The 21,542-nt window shown below is 62.7% G+C and carries 22 protein-coding genes, 1 tRNA gene and 1 pseudogene; 10 read left to right on the plus strand and 14 right to left on the minus strand.

The features are described 5' to 3' along the window. Positions 1–78: 78 nt before the first annotated feature. Complete coding sequence (locus tag AB4Y97_RS05905) at positions 79–771, plus strand: ArsR/SmtB family transcription factor (protein WP_441998255.1); 693 nt, start codon at positions 79–81, stop codon at positions 769–771. Between the two features lie 162 nt (positions 772–933). Next, positions 934–1,458, plus strand: coding sequence for a hypothetical protein (locus tag AB4Y97_RS05910; protein WP_441998092.1), 525 nt, complete (start codon positions 934–936; stop codon positions 1,456–1,458). A gap of 47 nt (positions 1,459–1,505) precedes the next feature. On the opposite strand, the gene AB4Y97_RS05915 is transcribed toward AB4Y97_RS05910, so the two are convergent. From AB4Y97_RS05915 to AB4Y97_RS05930, 4 genes are all read right to left on the minus strand, one after another. Further along, positions 1,506–1,799 (minus strand): hypothetical protein, encoded by a 294-nt coding sequence (locus AB4Y97_RS05915; protein ID WP_441998093.1) that lies wholly within the window; start codon positions 1,797–1,799, stop codon positions 1,506–1,508. Beyond that, positions 1,796–3,316: an Asp-tRNA(Asn)/Glu-tRNA(Gln) amidotransferase subunit GatA gene (gene gatA / locus AB4Y97_RS05920; RefSeq protein ID WP_441998094.1), complete on the minus strand. Its 1,521-nt coding sequence runs from the start codon at positions 3,314–3,316 to the stop codon at positions 1,796–1,798. The genes AB4Y97_RS05915 and gatA overlap by 4 nt, the downstream gene beginning before the upstream one ends. Positions 3,317–3,430: 114 nt before the next feature. Then, a complete protein-coding gene (gene gatC, locus AB4Y97_RS05925) occupies positions 3,431–3,718 on the minus strand; it encodes an Asp-tRNA(Asn)/Glu-tRNA(Gln) amidotransferase subunit GatC (protein WP_441998095.1) in 288 nt (95 codons plus the stop codon). Between the two features lie 184 nt (positions 3,719–3,902). Then, positions 3,903–4,601 carry a metal-dependent hydrolase gene (locus AB4Y97_RS05930; protein WP_441998096.1) on the minus strand — a complete coding sequence of 233 codons (699 nt, stop codon included), beginning with the start codon at positions 4,599–4,601 and terminating at the stop codon, positions 3,903–3,905. Positions 4,602–4,726: 125 nt separating this feature from the next. Here AB4Y97_RS05930 and AB4Y97_RS05935 point away from each other — a divergent pair, with 125 nt between their 5' ends. The 5 genes from AB4Y97_RS05935 to ruvX all read left to right on the plus strand — a co-directional run bounded on the left by AB4Y97_RS05935 (position 4,727) and on the right by ruvX (position 9,583). Next, on the plus strand, positions 4,727–6,001 hold the full coding sequence (locus tag AB4Y97_RS05935; protein WP_441998097.1) for an ABC transporter substrate-binding protein: 1,275 nt from the start codon (positions 4,727–4,729) through the stop codon (positions 5,999–6,001). A gap of 2 nt (positions 6,002–6,003) precedes the next feature. After that, a complete protein-coding gene (locus AB4Y97_RS05940; RefSeq protein WP_441998098.1) occupies positions 6,004–6,969 on the plus strand; it encodes a carbohydrate ABC transporter permease in 966 nt (321 codons plus the stop codon). Then, positions 6,966–7,790, plus strand: coding sequence for a carbohydrate ABC transporter permease (locus AB4Y97_RS05945; RefSeq protein WP_441998099.1), 825 nt, complete (start codon positions 6,966–6,968; stop codon positions 7,788–7,790). Before AB4Y97_RS05940 ends, AB4Y97_RS05945 begins: the two co-directional genes overlap by 4 nt. Positions 7,791–7,807: 17 nt before the next feature. Then, a complete protein-coding gene (locus tag AB4Y97_RS05950; protein WP_441998100.1) occupies positions 7,808–8,941 on the plus strand; it encodes an ABC transporter ATP-binding protein in 1,134 nt (377 codons plus the stop codon). A 114-nt stretch (positions 8,942–9,055) separates the two neighbouring features. After that, a complete protein-coding gene (gene ruvX, locus AB4Y97_RS05955; RefSeq protein ID WP_441998256.1) occupies positions 9,056–9,583 on the plus strand; it encodes a Holliday junction resolvase RuvX in 528 nt (175 codons plus the stop codon). Positions 9,584–9,665: 82 nt separating this feature from the next. Here ruvX and AB4Y97_RS05960 read toward each other — a convergent pair whose 3' ends face one another. Continuing rightward, positions 9,666–10,028 carry a hypothetical protein gene (locus AB4Y97_RS05960; RefSeq protein WP_441998101.1) on the minus strand — a complete coding sequence of 121 codons (363 nt, stop codon included), beginning with the start codon at positions 10,026–10,028 and terminating at the stop codon, positions 9,666–9,668. Between the two features lie 246 nt (positions 10,029–10,274). Between AB4Y97_RS05960 and AB4Y97_RS05965 the strand changes: the two genes are divergently transcribed. Beyond that, positions 10,275–10,348, plus strand: a tRNA-Gln gene (locus AB4Y97_RS05965). A 265-nt stretch (positions 10,349–10,613) separates the two neighbouring features. Here the strand turns inward: AB4Y97_RS05965 and AB4Y97_RS05970 are convergent. The 7 genes from AB4Y97_RS05970 to AB4Y97_RS06000 all read right to left on the minus strand — a co-directional run bounded on the left by AB4Y97_RS05970 (position 10,614) and on the right by AB4Y97_RS06000 (position 18,518). After that, entirely contained in the window at positions 10,614–12,032 is a 1,419-nt protein-coding gene (locus AB4Y97_RS05970; protein ID WP_441998102.1) for a M20 family metallopeptidase, read from the minus strand. Between the two features lie 101 nt (positions 12,033–12,133). Beyond that, entirely contained in the window at positions 12,134–13,006 is an 873-nt protein-coding gene (locus tag AB4Y97_RS05975; RefSeq protein ID WP_441998103.1) for an alpha/beta hydrolase, read from the minus strand. Beyond that, positions 13,003–14,007 (minus strand): ABC transporter ATP-binding protein, encoded by a 1,005-nt coding sequence (locus AB4Y97_RS05980; RefSeq protein WP_441998104.1) that lies wholly within the window; start codon positions 14,005–14,007, stop codon positions 13,003–13,005. The genes AB4Y97_RS05975 and AB4Y97_RS05980 overlap by 4 nt, the downstream gene beginning before the upstream one ends. Further along, complete coding sequence (locus AB4Y97_RS05985; protein ID WP_441998257.1) at positions 14,004–14,984, minus strand: ABC transporter ATP-binding protein; 981 nt, start codon at positions 14,982–14,984, stop codon at positions 14,004–14,006. Before AB4Y97_RS05985 ends, AB4Y97_RS05980 begins: the two co-directional genes overlap by 4 nt. Next, the gene (locus AB4Y97_RS05990) at positions 14,984–15,895 is read right to left on the minus strand and encodes an ABC transporter permease (RefSeq protein WP_441998105.1); all 912 of its coding nucleotides are present in this window, start codon (positions 15,893–15,895) and stop codon (positions 14,984–14,986) included. Before AB4Y97_RS05990 ends, AB4Y97_RS05985 begins: the two co-directional genes overlap by 1 nt. Continuing rightward, the gene (locus AB4Y97_RS05995) at positions 15,892–16,869 is read right to left on the minus strand and encodes an ABC transporter permease (protein WP_441998106.1); all 978 of its coding nucleotides are present in this window, start codon (positions 16,867–16,869) and stop codon (positions 15,892–15,894) included. The genes AB4Y97_RS05990 and AB4Y97_RS05995 overlap by 4 nt, the downstream gene beginning before the upstream one ends. Positions 16,870–16,907: 38 nt before the next feature. After that, positions 16,908–18,518, minus strand: a complete 1,611-nt coding sequence (locus AB4Y97_RS06000) for an ABC transporter substrate-binding protein (RefSeq protein ID WP_441998107.1) — start codon at positions 18,516–18,518, stop codon at positions 16,908–16,910. A 100-nt stretch (positions 18,519–18,618) separates the two neighbouring features. Between AB4Y97_RS06000 and AB4Y97_RS06005 the strand changes: the two genes are divergently transcribed. Beyond that, positions 18,619–19,491 carry a MurR/RpiR family transcriptional regulator gene (locus AB4Y97_RS06005; protein ID WP_441998108.1) on the plus strand — a complete coding sequence of 291 codons (873 nt, stop codon included), beginning with the start codon at positions 18,619–18,621 and terminating at the stop codon, positions 19,489–19,491. A 158-nt stretch (positions 19,492–19,649) separates the two neighbouring features. On the opposite strand, the pseudogene AB4Y97_RS06010 reads toward AB4Y97_RS06005, so the two are convergent. Then, positions 19,650–20,075 (minus strand): annotated as a pseudogene (locus AB4Y97_RS06010) (hypothetical protein); the annotation flags it as partial. A 162-nt stretch (positions 20,076–20,237) separates the two neighbouring features. Between AB4Y97_RS06010 and AB4Y97_RS06015 the strand changes: the two are divergent. Further along, positions 20,238–20,702 carry a helix-turn-helix domain-containing protein gene (locus AB4Y97_RS06015; protein WP_441998109.1) on the plus strand — a complete coding sequence of 155 codons (465 nt, stop codon included), beginning with the start codon at positions 20,238–20,240 and terminating at the stop codon, positions 20,700–20,702. A 173-nt stretch (positions 20,703–20,875) separates the two neighbouring features. Here the strand turns inward: AB4Y97_RS06015 and AB4Y97_RS06020 are convergent, their stop codons facing one another. Then, entirely contained in the window at positions 20,876–21,541 is a 666-nt protein-coding gene (locus AB4Y97_RS06020; RefSeq protein ID WP_441998110.1) for an acyl-homoserine-lactone synthase, read from the minus strand. Position 21,542: the final 1 nt, after the last annotated feature.

Raw genomic sequence — 21,542 nt, forward strand, 5'->3', positions numbered from 1 at the left:
AGGAACGTTTCGGCCCAGGCCGAAACGTCCTTTGCTGACCGGGATGCCTATACGGTCTATGATCCGATCATGACATCCATGGTTTCAGGCAACACCCTCGCGGAGATCGCAGCCCTGATCGGCGACGTCGCCCGCGCCAACATCCTCTCCGCCCTCATGGACGGACGGGCGCTGACCGCCAGCGAGCTCGCCTGGCACAGCGGTGTCAGCCCGCAGACCGCGAGCGGACATCTCGCCAAGCTCAGCGAGGCCAACCTGCTCGCCGTGGCCCGGCAAGGCCGCCACCGCTATTACCGGCTGGCGACGCCGGAAGTGGCGCAGGCCATCGAAGCCCTGATGGCGGTCGCCTCCTTCGGCCCCAAGCGCCACCGACCGGTCGGTCCGAAGGACGAGGCGTTGCGCAATGCCCGCACCTGCTATGATCATCTCGCCGGGCGCCTCGGCATCGCGCTCGCCGACACTCTGACCGCACGCAATCACATCGTCCTGTCCGATAGCGCAGGCGCGCTGACCGATGGCGGCCACCGCTTCCTGTGCGATTTCGGAATCGACCTGGAAGCAGGACGCGGACGGGGCCGCGCCCTGTGCCGCACCTGCCTGGACTGGAGCGAGCGCCGCCCTCACCTCGCCGGACGGCTCGGAGCCGCGCTCTGCACGCGGCTTTTCGAGCTGGGCTGGGTCGAGCGCATCAAGGACAGCCGCGCGCTTGCCATCACCCCGGCGGGGCGGAAGGGCCTCGGTGAGACCTTCGGCATCTCGGAACAAAGCTAAATTCCGGTGATTGAGCCGTTGGCGCGATCCGCGCCGAGCGAGAGCATCCGACGCTCAGCCGGAACCGGCGCGTCCGATGCTCTCTTCTTTTGATGTCGCATCGTTGCGCGAAAAACCGGATCCACTTTTTCGCACGATGCTCTGAGCACAGGGAGCTTCGAGATGGCAAGCAAGGCAAGCTTTACCCCGGAGGAATGGGCCCGCATCGTCGCAAGCCCGATGGTGGCCGGCATGGCGATCACGGCGGCGGAGCCGAGCGGGCTCTGGGGCCTGCTGAAGGAATCCATGTCCAGCGGCTGGGCCCTTCTGGAGGTGCAGAAGGACCCGAATGCCAATCCCCTCGTCAAGGCCGTCGCCAGCGACATCGCGGACCCGGCGACCCGCGACGCGGTCCGGACCTCTTTCCAGGATCGGTTCAAGGGCAGTCAGTTCAGCGAAGTGAAAGAGAAGGCCATCGACGAGCTTCGCGCGGTCGCCGCCATACTCGACGCGAAAGCCCCGGAAGACGCTCCCGCCTTCAAGGCCTGGCTGCGCCATGTGGCGCAGGAAGCGGCGGAAGCCGGCAAGGAGGGCGGCTTCCTCGGCTTCGGCGGGGTCGCGGTCAGCGATGCCGAGAAGGCGACGCTGGACGAGATCGCAAACGCCCTCGATTCATCGAGCCGACTCGCGGGGATCGCGGAGACATAGGGAACCCGTCCTGCCCCGTCGCGCCACGGAATGACGAAAGACTGCCCCTACCGGCTTGCCACGCGGCGGGCGGCGTAGGCTCCGCCCGCCCAGATCAACGCGGCGATGGCGCGAACGGGATAGAGCGTCGGCGTGTCGTGGCTGATCGGGGCGATCCAGGGGATGCCGATGCCGGTGATCAGCCAGGAGACAAGCACCGAGATGCCCAAAGCCGCGATGGCGGCGATGAACACCTTGCCGATCTGATCGGCCTTCCAGCCGAGCATCACCGCGACCACGATCAGAACCGGATCGAAGGCGCCCCAGAGCCAGACCGAAAGAGGAATGACGGGAGGTGTCACGCCTTCGCCCACCAGGGCTGCGGCAACGCGATGCGGCCCGCCGCATCCTCGATCACCTGACCTGCCGCGAAGAGGGTCTCCTCGTCGAAGGCGCGGCCGATGAGCTGGAGGCCGAGCGGCAACCCTTGCGAATCGAGCCCTGCCGGAACGGCGATGCCTGGGAGGCCCGCCATGTTCACGGTAACGGTAAAGATGTCGTTGAGATACATCTCGACCGGATCGCCCGAGCCCTTCTCGCCGATACCGAAGGCGGCGGACGGTGTAGCGGGCGTCAGGATGGCATGAACGCCCTGCGCATAAACCTTCTCGAAATCCTGCTTGATCAGCGTGCGGATCTTCTGCGCGCGGACGTAATAGGCGTCGTAATAGCCCGCCGAGAGCACGTATGTGCCGATCATGATGCGTCGCTTGACCTCGCGGCCGAAACCGGCGGCGCGGGTCTTCTCGTACATCTCGACGATGTCCTTGCCGTTCTCGCGAATGCCGTAGCGGACGCCGTCATAGCGGGCGAGGTTCGAGGACGCCTCGGCGGGGGCCACGATGTAATAGGCGGGCAGCGCGTATTTCGTGTGCGGCAGCGAGACCTCGACGATCTCGGCGCCTGCGGCGCGCAGCCATTCCGTGCCCTGCTGCCAGAGCTTCTCGATCTCCGGCGACATGCCGTCGATCCGGTATTCCTTCGGGATGCCGATCCTGAGGCCCTTCACGCCACGAGACACGGCGGCCTCGAAATCCGGCACCGGCAGATCGACGCAGGTGGTGTCCTTGGCGTCCGGGCCCGACATGGAGCGTAGCATGATCGCGGAATCGCGCACGGTGCGAGTGATCGGGCCTGCCTGATCGAGGGATGAGGCGAAAGCCACCGTGCCCCAGCGGGAGACGCGCCCATAGGTCGGCTTGATGCCGACCGTGCCGGTGAAGGCCGCCGGCTGGCGGATCGAGCCGCCCGTATCGGTCGCCGTCGCGCCAAGGCACAGATGCGCCGCCACGGCCGCGGCCGAACCGCCCGACGAGCCGCCGGGAACCAGATGGCTGCCCTCGATGGCGCCGGACGCGCCCGCGCTCACATTCGAGCCCTCGCGCCGCCAGGGCGACACGACCGGGCCGAAGGCGCTGGTCTCGTTCGACGAGCCCATGGCGAACTCGTCCATGTTGAGCTTGCCGAGCATCACCGCGCCGTCGTTCCACAGGTTGCGCGTGACGGTCGATTCGTAGGGCGGATTGAAGGTCTTGAGGATGTTCGACCCGGCCGTGGAAACCACGCCATCCGTGCAGAACAGGTCCTTGATGCCAAGCGGGATGCCTTCCAGGGCACCAGCCTCGCCCTTGGCGATCTTCTCGTCGGAGGCCTTGGCCATGGCGAGCGCCTTTTCCGGCGTCTCCAGCACATAGGCGTTGAGCGCCCTCGCCTTCTCGATGGCGCCGATATGGGCCTTGGCGAGTTCCGTGGCGGAGAAGGTCTTGGCCTTCAGGCCGTCGCGGGCCTCGGCAATGGTGAGATGGGTCAGTTCGGTCACGGGGTCTATTCCTCGTCATCCCGGACGCCTTAGGGCGATCCGGGATCGTGATGAGACTATGCTGGACGGCACGATTCCGGCTCGGCGCTTCGCCTGGGCCGGGAGGACGGCTGCCTATTCGATCACCTTCGGCACGACGAAGAAGTCGTCTTCCCGCGCAGGCGCGTTGCGGAGGACTTTTTCCGGGTATTCACCATCGGTGACGCCATCTTGGCGCTTCTTCATGGTCATGGGCGTGACCGAGGTCATCGGCCCCACGCCGTCCACATTCACCTCGTTGAGTTGCTCGACGAAGTTAAGAATGGCGTTGAGCTCGCCCTGGAGGTGCGGAACATCCTCCTCCGTGACGGCAATGCGCGCCAGATGCGCGATCCGACGAACCGTTTTCTGATCGACCGACATGAATGGCCAAACCCTTTGATACTGTTGGGCGGGCTATAACACCCGGCCGCCCGAGGGGGCAATGTCGGATGTGTCTCAGGAGGCATTCAAGGGCATCTGCGCCACCTCTCCCTCAGGGAGAGGTGAAGAGGAGCGCGTCATTTCCGGCCGGAGCGTAGCGGAGGGAATGGCACCGAATATGATCTCAGATCCTCACGCCCACCGTCTTGTGCGGCACCACGACCTGCGTCCCCTTCCCGTCCATGGCCGCCACGAACTTGTCGGCGGTCTGGTCGATGATCGGGAATGAGCCGTAATGGCAGGGAATGGCCGCCTTCAGCTTGAAATAGCGCTGAACCGCGAGGGCCGCGACCTCTCCGCCCATGGTGAAGCGGTCGCCGATCGGCACCATGGCCACGTCCGGCTGGTGGATCTCGGCGATCAGGCCCATGTCGCTGAAAATATCGGTATCGCCCATATGATAGATTGTCGGCTCGCCCGGCGCCTTCACGATGATGCCGTTGGGGCTGCCGAGGGGGAAATTGACGCCCATCTCCACGAGGCCCGCCGAATGGTCGGCCCGCACGAGGGTCACCGAGAAGCCGCCCTGATCCGTCGTGCCGCCCGTATTCATGGGGTCGAAATTCTCCAGGCCCTCTGAGACCAGATACATGCACAGGTCGAAATTCGTGACGACCTTCGCCCCCGTGGCCTTCGCGATCTCAAGAGTATCGCCCACATGGTCCCCATGGCCGTGGGTGATGAGGATGTGGGTTACCCCCTCATAGGCCTTCTCCTTGCTGCCTTCGAAGGCCGGATTTCCGGAGAAGAACGGATCGATCAGCACGACGTTGTCCGCAAAATCGAGACGGAAGGCGGAATGCCCGAACCAGGTGATTTTCATGATGGGGACCCTCAATTCTGGAAGGGGAAGATGGGGCAAGGTCGGCGGCGGACCATGTTCCAAAGGAACAAAAGCCGCGTCGGAGCTTTATGAAAGCTAAGCAATAAACCCGCAGGAGGAAAGCCATGTCCCGCCACCTCGCCAGAGTTGCCGTGGTCACCGGACTGGTCGCATCGATAGGCGTATCGACAGGTGCTTGGGCTGCGGAAATTTCCATCTCCTGTAGCGCACTCGGCAAGGAATACGAGATCTGCAAGCAGGGCGTCGATGCTTGGGCGAAAAAGACGGGTAATACCGTCAAGATCGTTTCGACCCCGAACTCCGCTACCGAGCGGCTCGCCCTTTATCAACAGCTCCTGGCGGCCGGCGCCGGCGATATCGACGTATTCCAGATCGACGTGGTCTGGACCGGCACCTTGAGCAAACACCTCGTGGATCTCACCGGCAAGGCGCAAGGGGTGATCGACCAGCATTTGCCGACCGTGATCGAGACCAGCCGCGTCGACGGGAAGCTCATGGCGATGCCCTGGTTCGCGGATGCGGGCCTGCTCTACTACCGCAAGGACCTTCTGGAGACATACAAGCGTCCCGTGCCCGAGACCTGGGGCGATCTCACCGAGACCGCCCGTTTGGTGCAGGAGGGGGAGCGGAAAGCGGGCAGGAACGATTTCTGGGGCTATGTCTGGCAGGGCCGCGCCTATGAGGGCCTCACCACCAATGCGCTCGAATGGATCGCCTCCTATGGCGGCGGCACCATCGTCGACGAGAAGGGCGAGATCACCATCGACAATCCGAACGCCGCCCAGGCCCTGAAGACCGCGAGTGGCTGGGTCGGCACGGTCACACCCGAAGGCGTTCTCAACTACACGGAAGAGGAATCGCGCGGCGTCTTCCAGGCAGGCAACGCGGTGTTCATGCGCAACTGGCCCTATGCCTGGGCACTCGCGCAAGGCGGCGACAGCACGATCAAGGACAAGGTCGGCATCGCCCCCCTGCCGAAGGGCGGCGCGGACGGGCGCCATGCGGGCACCCTTGGCGGACAGCTTCTTGCCGTGTCGAAATATTCCAAGAACGCCGATGCCGCGACCGATCTCGTCATGTACCTGACCGGCCCCGAGGAGCAAAAGCGCCGGGCCATCGAGGGCTCCTTCAACCCGACCATCATCGCCCTGTTCAAGGACCCCGATGTGATGAAGGCCAATCCCTTCATCGGCGACCTTCTCGACGTGTTCACAAACGCGATCGCCCGCCCCGCTTCCGTGACGCGCGACAATTACAACAAGGTCTCGACCGAGTTCTTCAACAATGTCCACGAAGTGCTGTCAAAACGCGCCCAGCCCGAGCAGGCGCTCTCGCGGCTCGACCGCGACCTGAAGCGGGTCAAGCGCAGCGGCTGGTAGCCATGAGCGAAGCCGTCGCTCAGAGCCTCGCCGCAACGCCCGCGCGGGCACGCGCCTCATCCCTGACGCGGTCACGCGTCAGGGCCGCCTGGACCTTCATCGCACCAACCCTGATCGTTCTTGCGCTGATCGCGGGCTGGCCTCTGGCGCGGACGATCTGGTTCAGCTTCACGGATGCGACCCTCAACAATCTCGGCGATTACAAATTCATCGGCTTCGAGAACTACCTTGCCAATTATGACGGCGAATGGCTCGGCATCCTGACCGATCCGTCCTGGTGGCACGCGGTCTGGAACACGGTGTGGTTCACCCTCGTCTCCGTCTCCATCGAAACCGTTCTCGGCATCGTCATGGCGCTGATCCTCAACGCCGCCTTCCCCGGTCGGGGGATCATGCGCGCCGTCATTCTCATTCCCTGGGCGATCCCGACCGTGGTTTCCGCCAAGATGTGGAACTGGATGCTGCACGACCAGTTCGGCGTCATCAACGACATGCTCCTGAAGATCGGCCTGATCTCCGCGCCGGTCACATGGACCGCCAATCCCGACACCGCGCTCTTGGCCGTCGTGATGGTCGATGTGTGGAAGACGACGCCGTTCATGGCGCTGCTCGTTCTCGCGGCCCTGCAGATGCTGCCGGGCGACATCTACGAGGCCGCCAAGGTCGACGGCGTTCATCCCGTGCGCGTGTTCTTCCGCGTGACCCTGCCGCTGATCAGGCCCGCGCTTCTCGTCGCCGTGATCTTCCGCGCGCTCGATGCGCTGCGGGTATTCGATCTCATCTATGTGCTGACATCCAATTCGCGCGATACCGCGTCGATGTCGGTCTATGCGCGCCAGCAACTCGTCGATTTTCAGGAGGTCGGCTTAGGCTCCGCGGCCTCGACGCTCATCTTTCTCATCATCGCCCTTCTCGTCGTCATCACCATCGCGGCCGGGCGGGTGCGTTTCAGCGAGGATGTGCGATGACGATTCTGTTCCGCATCGGCTTCTGGCTCCTCGTTCTCACTATTGCTCTGTTCTCGCTGTTCCCGTTCTATTATGCGGTGATCTCGTCCTTCCGCTCGGGCACAGCCCTGTTCACTGTGACCTATTGGCCGGAGCATTTCGATCTCTCGAACTACTTCGCCGTATTCCAGCGCCAGCCCTTCGGACGGAACATCCTCAACTCCATCATCGTGGCAGGCGCGGTCGTCGCGATCTCCCTCGCGCTCGGCGTCACCGCGGCCTACGCCTTCGGGCGGATTTCCTTCCGGGGACGCTCGATGCTGCTCCTGACGATTCTCGGCGTCTCGATGTTTCCGCAGGTGGCGGTTCTCTCAGGAATGTTCGAGCTGATCCGGAGCTTCGGCCTCTACAACACCCTCCCCGGCCTGATCCTCGCCAATCTCATGCTTACCCTGCCCTTCACGGTGTGGGTGCTCACAACCTTCATGCGCGAATTGCCGAAGGAGATCGAGGAAGCGGCCTTCGTAGACGGCGCGACGCCGTGGATCGTGGTGCGGCGGGTCTTCCTGCCCCTCATGGCTCCGGCCGCGGTGACCACGGGGCTTCTGGCCTTCATCGTGTCGTGGAACGAGTTTCTGTTCGCGCTGACCTTCACCCTCACCAACGAACGGCGCACCGTGCCGCCCGCCATCGCCCTGATGAGCGGATCGACCGCCTATGAGCTGCCCTGGGGCACGATCATGGCGGCTTCCGTCATCGTCACCCTGCCGATCATCGCGCTGGTTCTCGTCTTCCAGCGCAAGATCGTGGCGGGGCTGACGACCGGCGCGGTGAAGGGTTGAGCCGAAAGGACGTTTTCATGGCCGATGTGGTTCTCAAAGGCGTCCGGAAATCCTTCGGCGATGCGGAGGTCGTTCGCGGAATCGATCTTGCGATCCGCGATGGAGAATTCATCGTCTTCGTGGGCCCTTCGGGCTGCGGAAAGTCCACGCTGCTGCGCCTCATTGCCGGTTTGGAAGACATCACGTCGGGCGAGCTTTTCATCGACGGGGAGAAGGTCAACGATCTGCCTCCGGCCAAGCGCCGCATCGCCATGGTGTTCCAATCCTACGCGCTCTATCCGCATATGAGCGTCTACGACAACATGGCCTTCGGCCTCGAACTCTCGAAATTCTCGAGAGCCGATATCGACAAGCGCGTGCGCGAGGCGGCGCGGCTGCTCCAGATCGAGACCCTGCTCGACCGTAAGCCGAAGCAGCTTTCCGGCGGCCAGCGCCAGCGCGTTGCGATCGGCCGCGCCATCGTGCGCGATCCGAAGGTGTTTCTGTTCGACGAGCCGCTCTCCAACCTCGACGCTGCGCTGCGCGTGCAGACCCGCATCGAGATCGCGAAGCTCCATACCGACACCCGCGCGACCATGATCTATGTAACGCACGATCAGGTCGAGGCGATGACGCTAGCCGACCGGATCGTGGTACTCAATGCGGGGCGCGTCGAGCAGGTTGGCACGCCGCTCGAACTCTATCACCACCCCGCCAATCTCTTCGTCGCCGGCTTCATCGGCTCGCCGCAGATGAACTTCATCGCATGCGAGGTCACCCGAACCGACGCGGGCGGCGTCACGATACGCCTACCCAACGGACGAAGCGTGACCGTTCCGGCGCATCCGGGAAGCATTCGGCCCGGCGAACAGGTCACCCTGGGCATCAGGCCCGATCATCTCCATGTCGGCGGCAAAGGTATCGTCACAGGCCAAGTCGAGCTGGTGGAGCAGCTTGGCGAAAATCACCTTCTCCATGTGAAGACCGACGGTCTTCGCTTGACCGCCCGCGAGCCTGGCGATTCACGGCACAGGATCGGCGACGAGATTTCCTTGCATTTCGCGGGCGTGTCCTGCCACCTCTTCAAGCGCACCGGTGAGGTGATCCCGGTGGGACACCCGGCGAGCCTGGCCGTCGAGATGGACAGCCCTGCCGGCCCCAGCAGCGCCTGAGCACCGCAAAGCTCGCTTCCCCTGGACGACTTCCCTTCCGACTTCCTGTAAGGTGGCGCGACAGGATGAGGAGACCACCCATTGATCGCCAAGGACGACGAGTTGATTGCTCTCATGCAAGGGCTTGCGCCCCGCGCGCGCCTGATGGGAGTCGATCTCGGCACCAAGACGATCGGCCTGGCCCTCTCCGATGTGGAGCGGCGCATCGCCACGCCACTCGAGACGATCAAGCGGGTGAAATTCACGCCCGATGCGGAGCGCATCAAGGCGCTGATCGAGCGCTACGATGTGGGCGGGCTTGTCTTCGGCCTGCCGCTCAACATGGACGGCTCGGAGGGTCCCCGCTCCCAGGCCACCCGCGCCTTCGTACGCAATCTGAAGCCGATGTTTTCGGGGCCTGTCCTGTTCTGGGACGAGAGGCTCTCGACCGTCGCCGTCACCCGCACCCTGCTCGATGCGGATGCATCCCGGGCCAGGCGGGCGGACGCGGTGGACAAGATGGCCGCAGCCTACATCCTGCAGGGCGCGCTCGACCGCTACGAGCGAATCGTGGCCGCCGAAGAGGCGGCGGAGGACGAGGTCCGGCTTAGAGCCGACCTCGACATGGAAACGCCACCCGAAGGCGGCTCGCTGGACGATTAGGTGTTTCGGAAATGCGGGCTTCGAGGTTCTCGAAGCCCGCTCCATCTTTTTGGCGGATCATCGTTTCCGGCGAAGCTCGGGATCAGAACCCGTTCCGCTGGTTCCAGGAGCGAATCTGCTCCTTGGTGACTTCCTTCTGGGCCCGCCGATAATCCTTCACGTAATCCTTGGCGGCTTCCTTGTCGTAATAGTAGCCGCGGCGCGGCGGCGGATAATAAGCGGTCGGCGGCGGAGGGGGCCGATGATAGCGCGGAGGCGGAGCATAATAACGCGGCGGCGGCGGGTCGTAATAGACCGGTGGCTCGTCGTAATAGTAGAACTGGACCTGCTGCAGCGAAGCCGGGGCATCCGCAGTCACGACAGGCAGAGGCGCGGCCTGCACGCCAACGGCGCCGAGGCCAAAAGCCCCCACGACCGCACCGAAAACCCATCGACCGAAATTCATGCTGTCATCTCCTGCCCGGCCCATCGTGAGGCCGGATCGTTACAGGCACCAGGATGAAACGGCTTAGTTGAACAATTAATGAATTGGCAAGCGCCGCTTTGCGCCAAAGCCCGTCAAAGACCCGGCAGACGCCTGTTGACTGCCGCCGAAAAAGGACCTATCTGACCGCCATCCACGGACGTAGCTGGCCTCGTCTTCCCGAATCGAGCCATTCTTCGGGACGAAACAAGGCTTCGACTGTCTCGGTGGGGGATAGTTTAATGGTAGAACAGCGGACTCTGACTCCGTTAGTCTTGGTTCGAATCCAGGTCCCCCAGCCAGTCTCTAAATCACTGAAATAGCTTCGGTTTTAATTTGCCTGACACGGCGGCACTGCCGCCGTGTCAGGCATGTGTCGCTGTTCGTCGACTGGAAATGCTCTTCGAGATATCAAGGCCGATCGTGGCAATCTCAAGCATGGGGAGCGGCGCCTCCTCTGGTTTCGGACATGCCATTTGGCACGCCAGATACCGCCAGGGCGCCACTCCCCACATCATGCTAACTGCGATAGGGCGAACCAGAACCTGAACCCCGGAGCCAGTCCAATCAGACGACCGACATGTCGAGCGGCGGCTCGACTCCGCTCTTGAGCGGGCTCACATAGGGAGTGGTGCGGGTCTGCTCCCGAAGATCGGTCTTGGCGGCAGCAAGGAGAGTCGCGTCGGTGATGGCGGCCATGCCGGTTGCAGCCATGGCCTTCGCGACGTGGACCATGGCCTTGTGCGCGGCCGGTGCCTTGCCCTGGGCAACAACCTGCCAGGTGTGGAACGGCGTTCCTATCGCGACCGTCGGCGCGTGCGCCTGGACCGTGGGCACCACCCAACTGACGTCACCAATGTCGGTAGAGCCGATCATCGGCTTGCGCGGCGTGTCGAGAGGCACGAGGGAATTGGCGAGCGGTGCGTCGGTCTGCGGCTGTCCAACCGCTCGATAGACCGAGGCGATCTCCTGCGCGGACAACGTTGCCCGAATCTGGCGTGCGAACTCACGATCCGCCTCATCGAAGGGCGGAGGGCCCAGTTCTTCCATGGCATTATGGAGGGCATGCTCCAAAGGCTTGTTCCCGAGAGTATTCGACACGGCGCTCACGATGCGCATCTCAACGCTCGTCTCGGTCATCAATGCTGCGCCCTGCGCGATCTTATGCACGCGCTCCACCAGTTCGAGCATACCGGGCAGATCCATGGCGCGAATGGAATAGCGGACGCGGGCGTGGGCCTGCACGACATTCGGGGCGATGCCGCCAGTGTCGAGCAGGGCATAGTGGACGCGCGCGTCGGACGGCATGTGTTCGCGCATATAGTTGACGCCGACATTCATCAACTCGACCGCATCGAGAGCGCTGCGCCCCAAATGTGGGGATGCGGCGGCGTGGGCGGCTCGCCCGGTAAAGGTGAAATCGGCCCGCGTATTGGCCAGCGAAAGTGCGGGCGCAACCTCCCAGAAACTGTGGGGGTGCCATGAGATGGCGATGTCGGCATCGTCGAAGGCACCGGCGCGCACCATGAAGGCTTTGGCCGCACCACCCTCCTCCGCGGGGCAGCCATAATAGCGCACGCGGCCGGGAATGCGGTTCTCGGCCAGCCAATTTTTCAAGGCGACAGCGGCCAGCAGAGCGGCAGATCCGAGAAGGTTGTGGCCGCATCCGTGCCCATGCCCACCGACTTCGATGGGACGGTGCTCCGCGACCCCCGCTTCCTGGCTCAAGCCCGGCAAAGCATCGTATTCCCCGAGGAAGGCGATCACCGGGCCGCCCTCCCCTGCCTCGCCGATGACGGCGGTCGGGATACCGGCAATATTCTCAGTGACGCGAAACCCCTGATGGTGCAATTCCGCGACGTGCTCGGCTACCGAACGGATTTCGGTATAGCAGACCTCCGGCATCGCCCAGACCCGATCGCTCAGGGCAATGAGCCTGTCCTTGGCCACATCGACATGCCGCCAAATCTCATTCCGAACGTTCATCTCAGACTCCAAATCTAATGTCGACAGGCGCCGATGAGGCGCGGAAGAAGCGTACAAGGCGATCCTGCCTTATCCGTGGCGTGGCGCTTCGAAAGTGAATATCACGGCTCCAGAGCCGCCTCCGGAGCCAGCTCGTCTGCCGTCGGAATACGGCCTTCGAACCAATAGGCGGCCGCGGCGCGTGACATCGCGGCGCCATCGTGGCCGACGCCTTCGACGCTGATCAACCGCCAGCCGAAGGGCAGTCGAAGACGCTCGGCTTCGCGCTTGGCGAAATCGTAGACGAAATGGGCCCTTGCGTAACGTGTCGGCCCCTGCGCCAAGGCCTCCGCCTGCGCCGGAAGGTTGGGATCGTCCGTGCTGATATCCTGATCCCCGGCGAAAATGCTCATGGGATAGGCGAACCAGCGTGCAAGAGCCGCCTCGTCGAGACCGATCCTGCCGAGGCCCTCAGGGAAATCACGCTGCAGACTTGGCAACGTATACCAACCGGGATTGGCGGCGATAACGGCCTCGAAGGGTGAATGGTCCTGCGTTGCCAGCAGTCGATGTGCGAACTGGCCGCCGGCGGAATGACCGAAGAGGCGCGCCTGCGGGCGACGCGTGACACCGGCCTGCCGCAATGCCGCGAATACGCGGCCCGGCACGGCATACAGCCAGTTCTCGCGTCGTTGCACGGAGCCGTTTTCTCCGATCACGAGCCCGTTGTTATAGGCCTCGGCCTTTGGGAAATAGTCGTTGGAGAAGGTCGGCGCCGCAATGAGAATGCGATGCTTTTCCGCAGCGGGAATCCAGAAATCGCGATAATCGTCGCCGTTGCGGAGCATGCCATGCTGGACGATTACCACCGGATCGTCCGGTCCGTGCTCCGCAGGGCGATAGAAGTTCACCTCCAGCGGCCGGTCGGGATGGAAATTGTCGACGAAGGGTAGCGAGCTGCGGCCGATCTCCGGGGCGAGTGTGGTTGTCGTCATGTGTTTTCCGTAATGTGCAAATGGCAGGCGGCGCTGTGTCCTGGTGCTATTTCGGTCAGCGTGGGGCGGACCTCACGGCAGACCGACATGGCGTGATCGCAGCGCGGATGGAAAGGGCAACCACTCGGCGGTGCGAGCGGCGAAGGCAACTCACCCTTGAGCGGCTGGAAAGCCCGTTTGCGGCGCGCGGCAGAGGGGCTCGCCTGTATCAGCGCAGCGCTATAGGGATGCGCCGGCTCGGCAAAGATGGCCGCGGCTGAACCGATCTCGACGATCCGACCGAGATACATGATCGCAACACGGTCGCTGATATGCCGGACAATCCCAAGGTCGTGGCTGACGAATAGGTAAGTCAATCCATACCGTTCGCGGATATCCATGAACAGATTGATGACCTGCGCCTGGATCGACACATCGAGCGCCGAAACCGGTTCGTCACAGACAAGGAAATCGGGCCTGACCGCCAAAGCACGGGCAATGCCGATGCGCTGGCGCTGGCCGCCGGAGAACTGATGAGGGTAGCGGTTACGATAAGCGAGATCGAGCCCGACCTCGGTCAGAGCCTTGTCGACAGCCGCATCGATCTCGTTCTTTGGCAGCAAGCGATGAACGCTGAGTGCCTCGCCGACGATGCGGCGCACCGGCATGCGCGGGTCGAGAGACGCATAAGGGTCCTGAAAAATCATCTGGACCTTCAGCAGAAAATCCAGCCTCTCCTTGCCCTTAAGCTGTGCCGCGGGCCGCCCGTTATAGGTCACGTCGCCGTCGCTGGGCTTGAGGATGCCGGTCGCCACACGCGCCAAGGTCGACTTTCCGCAGCCGGACTCGCCCACGAGGCCAAGCACCTCGCCACGTGTCATGCTGAGGTCTACCCCGTCGACCGCACGCAAGACAGGCGGCGGCGAAGCCTGCCCAACCGCCGCAAGAAGCCGCTGTGCGAATGTGGTCTTGCCGCGAAAATGCTTCTTCACACCGCGCAGTTCAAAGAAGGGCACGGTCATGGTTCTTGGGTCCCGGGAACAGGATTGTGGCAACGGAAGCTGCGCCCTTCTCGGGTCTGCGGCGCCGGATCCTCCTCCGCACAGATCGACAGAACTCGCTCGCAGCGGGGCCGGAACGGACAACCGCTTGGACGCGAGTCGATACGCGGAGCGGCACCATTGATCTGCTTCAGCCGCTCTCCCGGCTTCACCATCGTCGCGGAGGAATTGAGCAGCCCCAGTGTGTAGGGATGAAAAGGACGGTCCAGAATATCGTCCACACCCCCCACTTCGACAATCCGTCCGGCATACATGACAGCCACACGGTCGGCCAGTTCCGCGACCACGGCGAGATCATGCGTGATCCACAGCACCGCCGTACCGGTCTCGCGGCTGAGTTTCTGGACCTCGAACAGGATCTGACTCTGGATCGTGACATCGAGCGCAGTCGTCGGCTCATCGGCGATGATCAGATCCGGCTCATTCAAAAGCGCTGTTGCAATTGCCACACGCTGGCGCATGCCGCCGGAAAATTCGTGCGGAAACTGCTTCAGCCGGGTCTCGGGCGATGAAATGCCGACACGGGCCAGGGCCCGTGCGGCCTCGCTCAGAGCATCCTGCCTGCTGCAATTGCGATGTTCCAGGATCGCCTCACACATCTGGTCGCCGATGCTGAGCACCGGATTGAGCGTCATCAGCGGGTCCTGGAAGATCATCGCGATGCGATCCCCGCGCAGATGGCGCAAGCGCTCGTCGGACGCACGCCGCAGATCCTCTCCTTTGAAGAGCACGTCGCCGGCGACGACCTCCCCGGGCGGATCGATGAGCTGTACCAGGGAGAAACCGGTCACGGACTTACCGGATCCGGACTCGCCGACGAGGCCGAGCACCTCACCCGGTTCCACAACGAGATCGACGCCCTCGACAGCGGGCCATGCCCCGTCGAGGGCATGAAAAACCGTCTTGAGACCACGGACTTCGAGCAATGGTGCCGTCATCATCCCCTCACGTTGAAGCTACGGCGCAACCGGTCGCCTACGAGGTTCAGCGAAATGATCAGCAGCACGAGAGCAATGCCGGGAAAAACTGCGATCCAGTATTCGCCAGACAGCAGGAACTCGAAGCCGTTCGCAATCAGAAGACCAAGGGAGGGTTGCGTCACCGGCACGCCAACCCCGAGGAAGGACAACGTCGCCTCGAGCGTGATGGCGCCCGCGATGTTGATCGTCGTGACGACGAGCACCGATCCGATGGAATTCGGCAGGAGATGCGCCAGCATGATGTGACGCCTCGGAAGACCGAAATTGACGGCGGCCTCGATATATTCCTTACGCCGCTCCACAAGCGCTGTTGCGCGCATCAACCGGGCATATTGCGCCCACTGCACCAGTATGATGGCGACAATCACCTTGTCGACGCCCCGGCCGATGGAAGCGAGCAGGACGAGCGCGACGAGGATGGATGGGAAGCCGAGCATGAAGTCGACGACGCGCATGATCGCCGCGTCGACGGCTCCCCCGAACTGCGCGGCAATCAGACCCGCAGTGACCCCGATGGCAAGCGCGCCGGCGGTGGAAGAAAGACCTACCAGCAGGCTGATCCGAAGCCCGTAGAGGATGGCGCTGAGCATGTCGCGGCCCTGGGCGTCCGTCCCCAGCCAGTAGGTCGTGCCGGTCATGCCGGCGGTCCCCGGCGCAAGGCGATTGTCCATCACGCTCAGCGATGCGAGATCATGTGGATTTTGCGGTGCGATGAAGGGGGCGAGCAGCGCAAGCAGGACGAGGCAGCCGAGAAGGATTGCCGCGCCACGTGTCGTCGGACGGCTCCGGATCCGGCGAAGCACCTTTTGCCGCAGCGGAGTGTCGGCATAGGTCGCGACACCCGGTGCGCCCAATCCCAAGCGATTCATGCCATCTCTCCGGTCAACTTCACGCGAGGATCGAGCGCCGCGTAGAGGACGTCGACAAGGAAATTAACGGCTACGAAGAGCAGAGTCGCGAGCATTACATAGGCTACGACGACCGGCCGATCGAGCTGATAGATGCTGTCGATCAGAAGCTTGCCCATGCCCGGCCAAGCGAACACAGTTTCCGTGATCGTCGAGAAAGCGACAAGGCTTCCAAATTCCATGCCCGCCACCGTAACGACGGGGATCAGGATGTTGCGCAGCACGTGCCGTCCGACGATGCGTTTGCGACGCACGCCCTTGGCACGGGCATATTTGACGTAATCCTGCGTCATTGCCTCGGCCGTGCCCGCAGCGACCAGCCGGATCATCAACGCCATGTTGGGAATGGCGAGGTTGAGCGCCGGCAGGATGAGATGCTTGAGCCCATCGAGCGTCAGCAGACTGGTCTGCACGCCGAGGATCGCCACCGTTTCGCCGCGCCCTGCCGTCGGCAACAAGCCAAGCGCAACGCTGAAGAGCAGGATCAGCATCATGCCTTTCCAGAAGCTCGGCAGGGAAAACCCGAGAACCGTCCCGGCCATGATCGTGCGGCTCGGTCGGCTTTCGGGGTCGAGACCGGCGAGAAGCCCGAGCGGCACGCCGATGACGGCCGCAAGACTCATCGCCAGCAGAACGAGTTCGAAGGTCGCCGGCAGCCTCGCCACGATCAGTTCGACCGCCGGAACCCCGTGAACGAACGAGCGCCCCAGATCCCCTTTCAAGGCATTGCCCATGAAAGTGAAATACTGCTGCCAGACAGGCAGGTCGAGCCCGAGCCGGCGGACCATCGCTATCCGTTCGGCAGCACTCACCTGCGGCGGCACAAGGAGTTCGATCGGGTCTCCGATGCCGTAGACGGCAAAGAAGACCACGACCGAGACTGCGAGCAAAACCAGAACGCTCTGGATCAGTCGCTGCAGAACATATGCCGTCATGGCGCGGGTCTCAGGCTACCGGCGCTTCCAACCATGGCTCACTTCGCCGGCTTGACGGACATGGCCATCGTGAACTGGTCGGTCCGACCGATGTAATTCACGTTAGCCTTGTAAGCCCAGACGGTGCTTTCGAAATGCAGAGGGATAAAGGCATTGCTCTCGAGGACCCTTGCTCCGGCCTGCTGAAGAAGTTCGGAGCGCTTGGCGTCGTCGAGCGTCGAAATCGCGGCGCGGATCAGCTTGTCGTATTCCGGATCCGAATAGCCGCCGTAGTTCGAGCCACCGATCGTCTGTGCTTCGTCCGGCGTCGCGGGCCATTGCCGCAGGAAGGAGGACGCCTCCCCGCTCGTGGAACCCCACCCGCCAAGTGCAACGCTGAACTCTTTTTTCGAGCGACGCGGGAAGTAGAGCGTGCGCGCCATGGCATCCACATCGGCGCGGATACCGACTTGGGTCAGGTATTGCGCGACGGCCTGGGTGATCTGGCTGTCGTTGATATAGCGGTCGTTAGTGGTCGAGAGCGTGACCTGGAAACCGTTCGGGTAGCCGGCTTCGCTCAGGAGCTTTTTAGCCGCCGCAGGGTCGTAGCGCAGAGCGGGCGGATTCGGCAGCGTTCCGAACATCCCGGTCGGCAGGAACTGGTAGGCCGGCTCGGCCGCGCCGTCCATGATGCGCTTGACGATGGCGTCCCGATCGATGGCCAGCGACATCGCCTGGCGCACGCGCGGATCCTTGAGCGGATTCTTTCCGTTCTCGGCCTTGACGAATGGGCTCGCATCACGCGCCATGTCGAGCTGGAAGTAGATCACTCGCGTCGACGGCGTGATCACATGACCGAAGCGCTTGTCGTCCTTGATGCGGCCGAGGTCGCGCGCGGCCGGGTTCTCGATCACGTCGTAGTCGCCGGCAAGCAGACCGGCCAGACGCGGACCAGCATTGGGGACCGGCACGAAGCGCACGCTCGCCCAAGGCTCAGCCGGACCCCAATAGCTCTCATTGCGCTCGAGTTCGATAGCCGTGCCACGCACGTAGCTCTTGAACTTGTAGGGACCGGTACCGACGGCGAGCTTGCCATCGTTGAAATCTCCGACGACCGGCCACGTGCCGGTAACTCCGCAGTTCTTGGCGGGCTCGAATGTCAGCTTATCATGCGGGATGATCGACGCACTCAGGATGCCGACACTGGAGAGGAAGTTCGGCAGCAGCGGGTCCGGCGTCTTCGTGGTGATGACGAGGGTATGGGCGTCGGGTGCCTCGACGGAGGCGAAGTTGCCCGTGATGTCCGCGAAGGAGCCGGCGATCGCGGTCTCGTTCTTCAGCGTACGGCAGAAAGTGAAGATCACGTCGTCGGCGGTAAAGGGCTTGCCGTTCGAGAACTTCACCCCTTCGCGCAGCTTGAACGTCCAACGGGTCTTGCCGTCGTTCTCCCAGGATGTCGCCAGCGCCGGAACGAGCTTCTGCTTTTCGTCCTGGCTGGTCAGACCGTCGAAGATGTGGGCGGCCAAGGCATTGTTCGGGGTCAAATCGTGATAATGTGGATCGATTGCAGTCGGCTCAGAACCGAGCGCAATCCGCAACGACTGGGCCCAGGCGGGGGCGCTAAGCAGGCAGGTGCCGGCAACAAACGCAAACATCAAAGGGGTGCGCATTGATCTCTCTCCGTTCCCTTGTTACCTGTCTTTTGACAGATTTATTTTCACGAATTAGAAAACATGAAAATTTTCTAACGTCAATCTGCGTGGAGCCCGGATGTCACCCGTCTTGAAACCGACGACGGATCTCGCCAACCGGATCGCACTCGTCTACCCGTCGCTCAGTGACGCGCACCGGAGAGCGGCGGATTTCGTGCTGCAAAACCCTCTCGACACAGCGACGATGACGATCGATGGACTGGCCGAGCGAAGCGGCACCTCGACGGCGACGGTGACGCGCTTCGTGCGCGCTCTCGGCTACGGCGGCTATGGCGAGCTTCGTTCCGCTCTATCATCGGCCCTCAAACTCGCCATGGCGCCTGTGGACGGCCTCGCAGACGCCCGGGCTGCCGCAGGCTCGACTTTCGCGACTCTCGTCACGGCACTGAAGGATCAATCCGCCAATCTGGAGGAGGCGATTTCCACTTTAGACGAAGGCGTCTGTTCTCGCTCGATCGACGCCTTGCTGCAGTCCCGCCGCATCTTCCTCGTCGGATCCGGCGCCAGCCACTATGTTGCATCCTATCTCGAGGAGGGGCTGGCGCTCTATCTCGACGCAAACGTAATCTTCGCTGCTTCCCGCGGCGGGGCGGAACGGGCGATCCGGTACATGATGTCGGCCGGTCCAGGCGATCTCGTCATCGCGGTTTCCATGCCGCGCTATTCGCGCGGGACGCTCGACCTGACAAGGCTTGCCAAAAGCCGTGGCGCGCTCGTTCTGGCGCTTACGGATGCGCCAACGTCACCGCTCGCATCGGTTGCAGATATGACGTTGTTTGCTCCCGCACGAAACAGAATGTTGCCCAATTCGCCGTCAGCAACTTTCGCGCTCGCCGATGCAATCATCACCGCCGTTGCGCGCGAACGGCCCGACGCGGTTGAAGCACTCAAGGAGCTGAGCGAAAGTCTGCTCTGGACGTTTCATCAATGATGATGCCGGGCGTTGCGCATCGGCAGCGCCGCGCCTCTCCAGCTGCATAAGTTGACGATCCCTGACGCTGTTCCATTCGGCCATGGAGGGCTTGGTCCATCGGCTCTGGGCCGTCTACGCGCCCAGCCCTCCATGCTCCGTCAACTCTTAGCGCATGATCAAGATGCCTGACGCGCCGCTGCGGCCGAAACGGGCGCTGCGTTTCCTCCCCACACTTCCTCCGCGATCTCGATAATCATGCGGAGCTTGGCCCATTGCTCGTCCTCGGCGAGAGTGTTGCCCTCCTCGGTCGAGGCGAAGCCGCACTGAGGGGAAAGGCAGAGCTGGTCGAGGTCGGCGTACTTCGTCGCTTCCTCGATCCGGCGCTTGATGTCGTCCTTGCTCTCCAGCGTGCCGGTCTTCGACGTCACGAGGCCCAGCACGACCGACTTGCCCTTGGGAAGGAACCGCAGCGGCTCGAAGCCACCGGCCCGGTCGGTGTCCCATTCCATGAAGTAACCGTCGACCGGCATGGCGTTGAAGAGCGTCTCGGCCACGAGCTCGTAGCCGCCCGATGCGATGAAGGTCGACCGGTATCGGGTCCTGCCGGCTTACTGCCTTCGCGGCCGATAGCCCTGGCGGAAGAAGCTGACGCAAGAGAGCTGGGGGACAGCCGACCTGCAACATTATGGCCAGTACACTTTACGGCAAAGATTTGATAGGTATCCTCCCACACTGGCGTCCATTGGCCAGCAGAAGAGGATCAGATGGCTTCAACCAAGTCGCCGAGCCCGATTGACCGCCATATCGGAGGACGTATCCGGATGCGGCGTACCATGATCGGCATGTCACAAGAGAAGCTTGCAAACGGGCTCGGGATAACCTTTCAACAGGTTCAGAAATACGAAAAGGGCGCCAATCGGGTCGGCTCGGGTCGGCTCCAGCAAATTGCGGACATTCTGGGTGTCCAGGTGACCTTCTTCTTCGAAGATCAAAATCGAGCGACGTCCTCCGTGCTTGAACAGGCGCAGCCCTCTCCGGCGGAGGATCTGCTTACGCAAAGAGACACCCTGCAACTCGTCCAGGCATTCGCGACGATCACGAATCGCGACATCCGGCGAGCCATTGTGATCATGACCCGCGCCATTGCCGGTTGTCCTCTCGACAGCGAGGCAGGACTACCTAGTGAGTCGACGACTTCTCATCGGAAAGTCTCCTTGCATAGCTCATGACCATCAGGCGTTCGGCGGCATCCAAGGATGCAAAGGCTCGGATGGCCGCGGTCAATTCTGCCTCGGCGGCATAATAGAGGCATTCAAGGAGAGCCGACGGAGAGACTGTGCCGGCCCGAAGGGCCTCGACGGCCAACTCTTCGACGTAGTTCTTGAACTCTTCCGGCTGGATATCACGCGATATATGCGGCATGGTCGGCCTCCGGAAAACGAATGAACGGAACGATCTCCGGCGCCATGACGCTGCCGGCGATCTCATAGATCGCGCGCGTCTTGTCGAGCGCCTCTTCTGTCATGTCACAGGTGATCCCGACGATGGTCATGCCATCCTTGACGATCGGCTCGCCAAGGAGCGCCGGGTTCCATCCCAGCCCTATGAGGCGCGGGATCCAATAGGCCTCGCAGACCACGCTTATCTGGCGAATATCCTGCGACAGGCAGAACTCCAGAATGCCGCAATAGATGATGCCGGCCGCCTTGCAGAGCCGCCCGCCCTCCCGCCTGGCAGGGATGACGAAGATCCGAGTCCATTCGAATATTCCGCTCGCCCGCGGCAGGTCGCGAACATTGGCGAGGCTCGGGAAGACATCGCTCATCAGATGCGGCTCAAGGGTCGGCACGAGGCGGGAGCCGCCGACAACCCCTTTGCCAGGCTCTATCCCCAGCAGGTAGACAGCCTTGTCGGTATCGAACTGATCGATCTCGCGGCCGTCCGGCCGCTCAAGATCCATCCACTTCCGCTCACCGACATAGATGTCATGGCGGATGCGGTGATGCTGATCGAGCGCCTCTTCGTAGAGATGCCGATTACCGGCATGGATGGCGTGAACTTTGAACATG

Source organism: Microvirga sp. 2TAF3 (genome assembly GCF_052114965.1).
Classification (GTDB): Bacteria; Pseudomonadota; Alphaproteobacteria; order Rhizobiales; family Beijerinckiaceae; genus Microvirga.

Bases quoted from the DNA above. Each gene is read 5' to 3' on its own strand.
- ruvX (WP_441998256.1), top strand. From the start codon at position 9,056: ATGCAAGGGCTTGCGCCCCGCGCGCGCCTGATGGGAGTCGATCTCGGC.
- AB4Y97_RS06005 (WP_441998108.1), top strand. From the start codon at position 18,619: ATGTCACCCGTCTTGAAACCGACGACGGATCTCGCCAACCGGATCGCA.
- AB4Y97_RS05975 (WP_441998103.1), bottom strand. From the start codon at position 13,006: ATGACGACAACCACACTCGCCCCGGAGATCGGCCGCAGCTCGCTACCC.
- AB4Y97_RS05905 (WP_441998255.1), top strand. From the start codon at position 79: ATGGTTTCAGGCAACACCCTCGCGGAGATCGCAGCCCTGATCGGCGAC.
- AB4Y97_RS06015 (WP_441998109.1), top strand. From the start codon at position 20,238: ATGGCTTCAACCAAGTCGCCGAGCCCGATTGACCGCCATATCGGAGGA.
- AB4Y97_RS05960 (WP_441998101.1), bottom strand. From the start codon at position 10,028: ATGAATTTCGGTCGATGGGTTTTCGGTGCGGTCGTGGGGGCTTTTGGC.
- AB4Y97_RS05935 (WP_441998097.1), top strand. From the start codon at position 4,727: ATGTCCCGCCACCTCGCCAGAGTTGCCGTGGTCACCGGACTGGTCGCA.
- AB4Y97_RS05930 (WP_441998096.1), bottom strand. From the start codon at position 4,601: ATGAAAATCACCTGGTTCGGGCATTCCGCCTTCCGTCTCGATTTTGCG.
- AB4Y97_RS05950 (WP_441998100.1), top strand. From the start codon at position 7,808: ATGGCCGATGTGGTTCTCAAAGGCGTCCGGAAATCCTTCGGCGATGCG.
- AB4Y97_RS05970 (WP_441998102.1), bottom strand. From the start codon at position 12,032: ATGAACGTTCGGAATGAGATTTGGCGGCATGTCGATGTGGCCAAGGAC.
- AB4Y97_RS05980 (WP_441998104.1), bottom strand. From the start codon at position 14,007: ATGACCGTGCCCTTCTTTGAACTGCGCGGTGTGAAGAAGCATTTTCGC.
- AB4Y97_RS05910 (WP_441998092.1), top strand. From the start codon at position 934: ATGGCAAGCAAGGCAAGCTTTACCCCGGAGGAATGGGCCCGCATCGTC.
- AB4Y97_RS05995 (WP_441998106.1), bottom strand. From the start codon at position 16,869: ATGACGGCATATGTTCTGCAGCGACTGATCCAGAGCGTTCTGGTTTTG.
- AB4Y97_RS05985 (WP_441998257.1), bottom strand. From the start codon at position 14,984: ATGACGGCACCATTGCTCGAAGTCCGTGGTCTCAAGACGGTTTTTCAT.
- AB4Y97_RS05945 (WP_441998099.1), top strand. From the start codon at position 6,966: ATGACGATTCTGTTCCGCATCGGCTTCTGGCTCCTCGTTCTCACTATT.
- AB4Y97_RS06000 (WP_441998107.1), bottom strand. From the start codon at position 18,518: ATGCGCACCCCTTTGATGTTTGCGTTTGTTGCCGGCACCTGCCTGCTT.
- AB4Y97_RS06020 (WP_441998110.1), bottom strand. From the start codon at position 21,541: ATGTTCAAAGTTCACGCCATCCATGCCGGTAATCGGCATCTCTACGAA.
- AB4Y97_RS05990 (WP_441998105.1), bottom strand. From the start codon at position 15,895: ATGAATCGCTTGGGATTGGGCGCACCGGGTGTCGCGACCTATGCCGAC.
- AB4Y97_RS05940 (WP_441998098.1), top strand. From the start codon at position 6,004: ATGAGCGAAGCCGTCGCTCAGAGCCTCGCCGCAACGCCCGCGCGGGCA.
- gatC (WP_441998095.1), bottom strand. From the start codon at position 3,718: ATGTCGGTCGATCAGAAAACGGTTCGTCGGATCGCGCATCTGGCGCGC.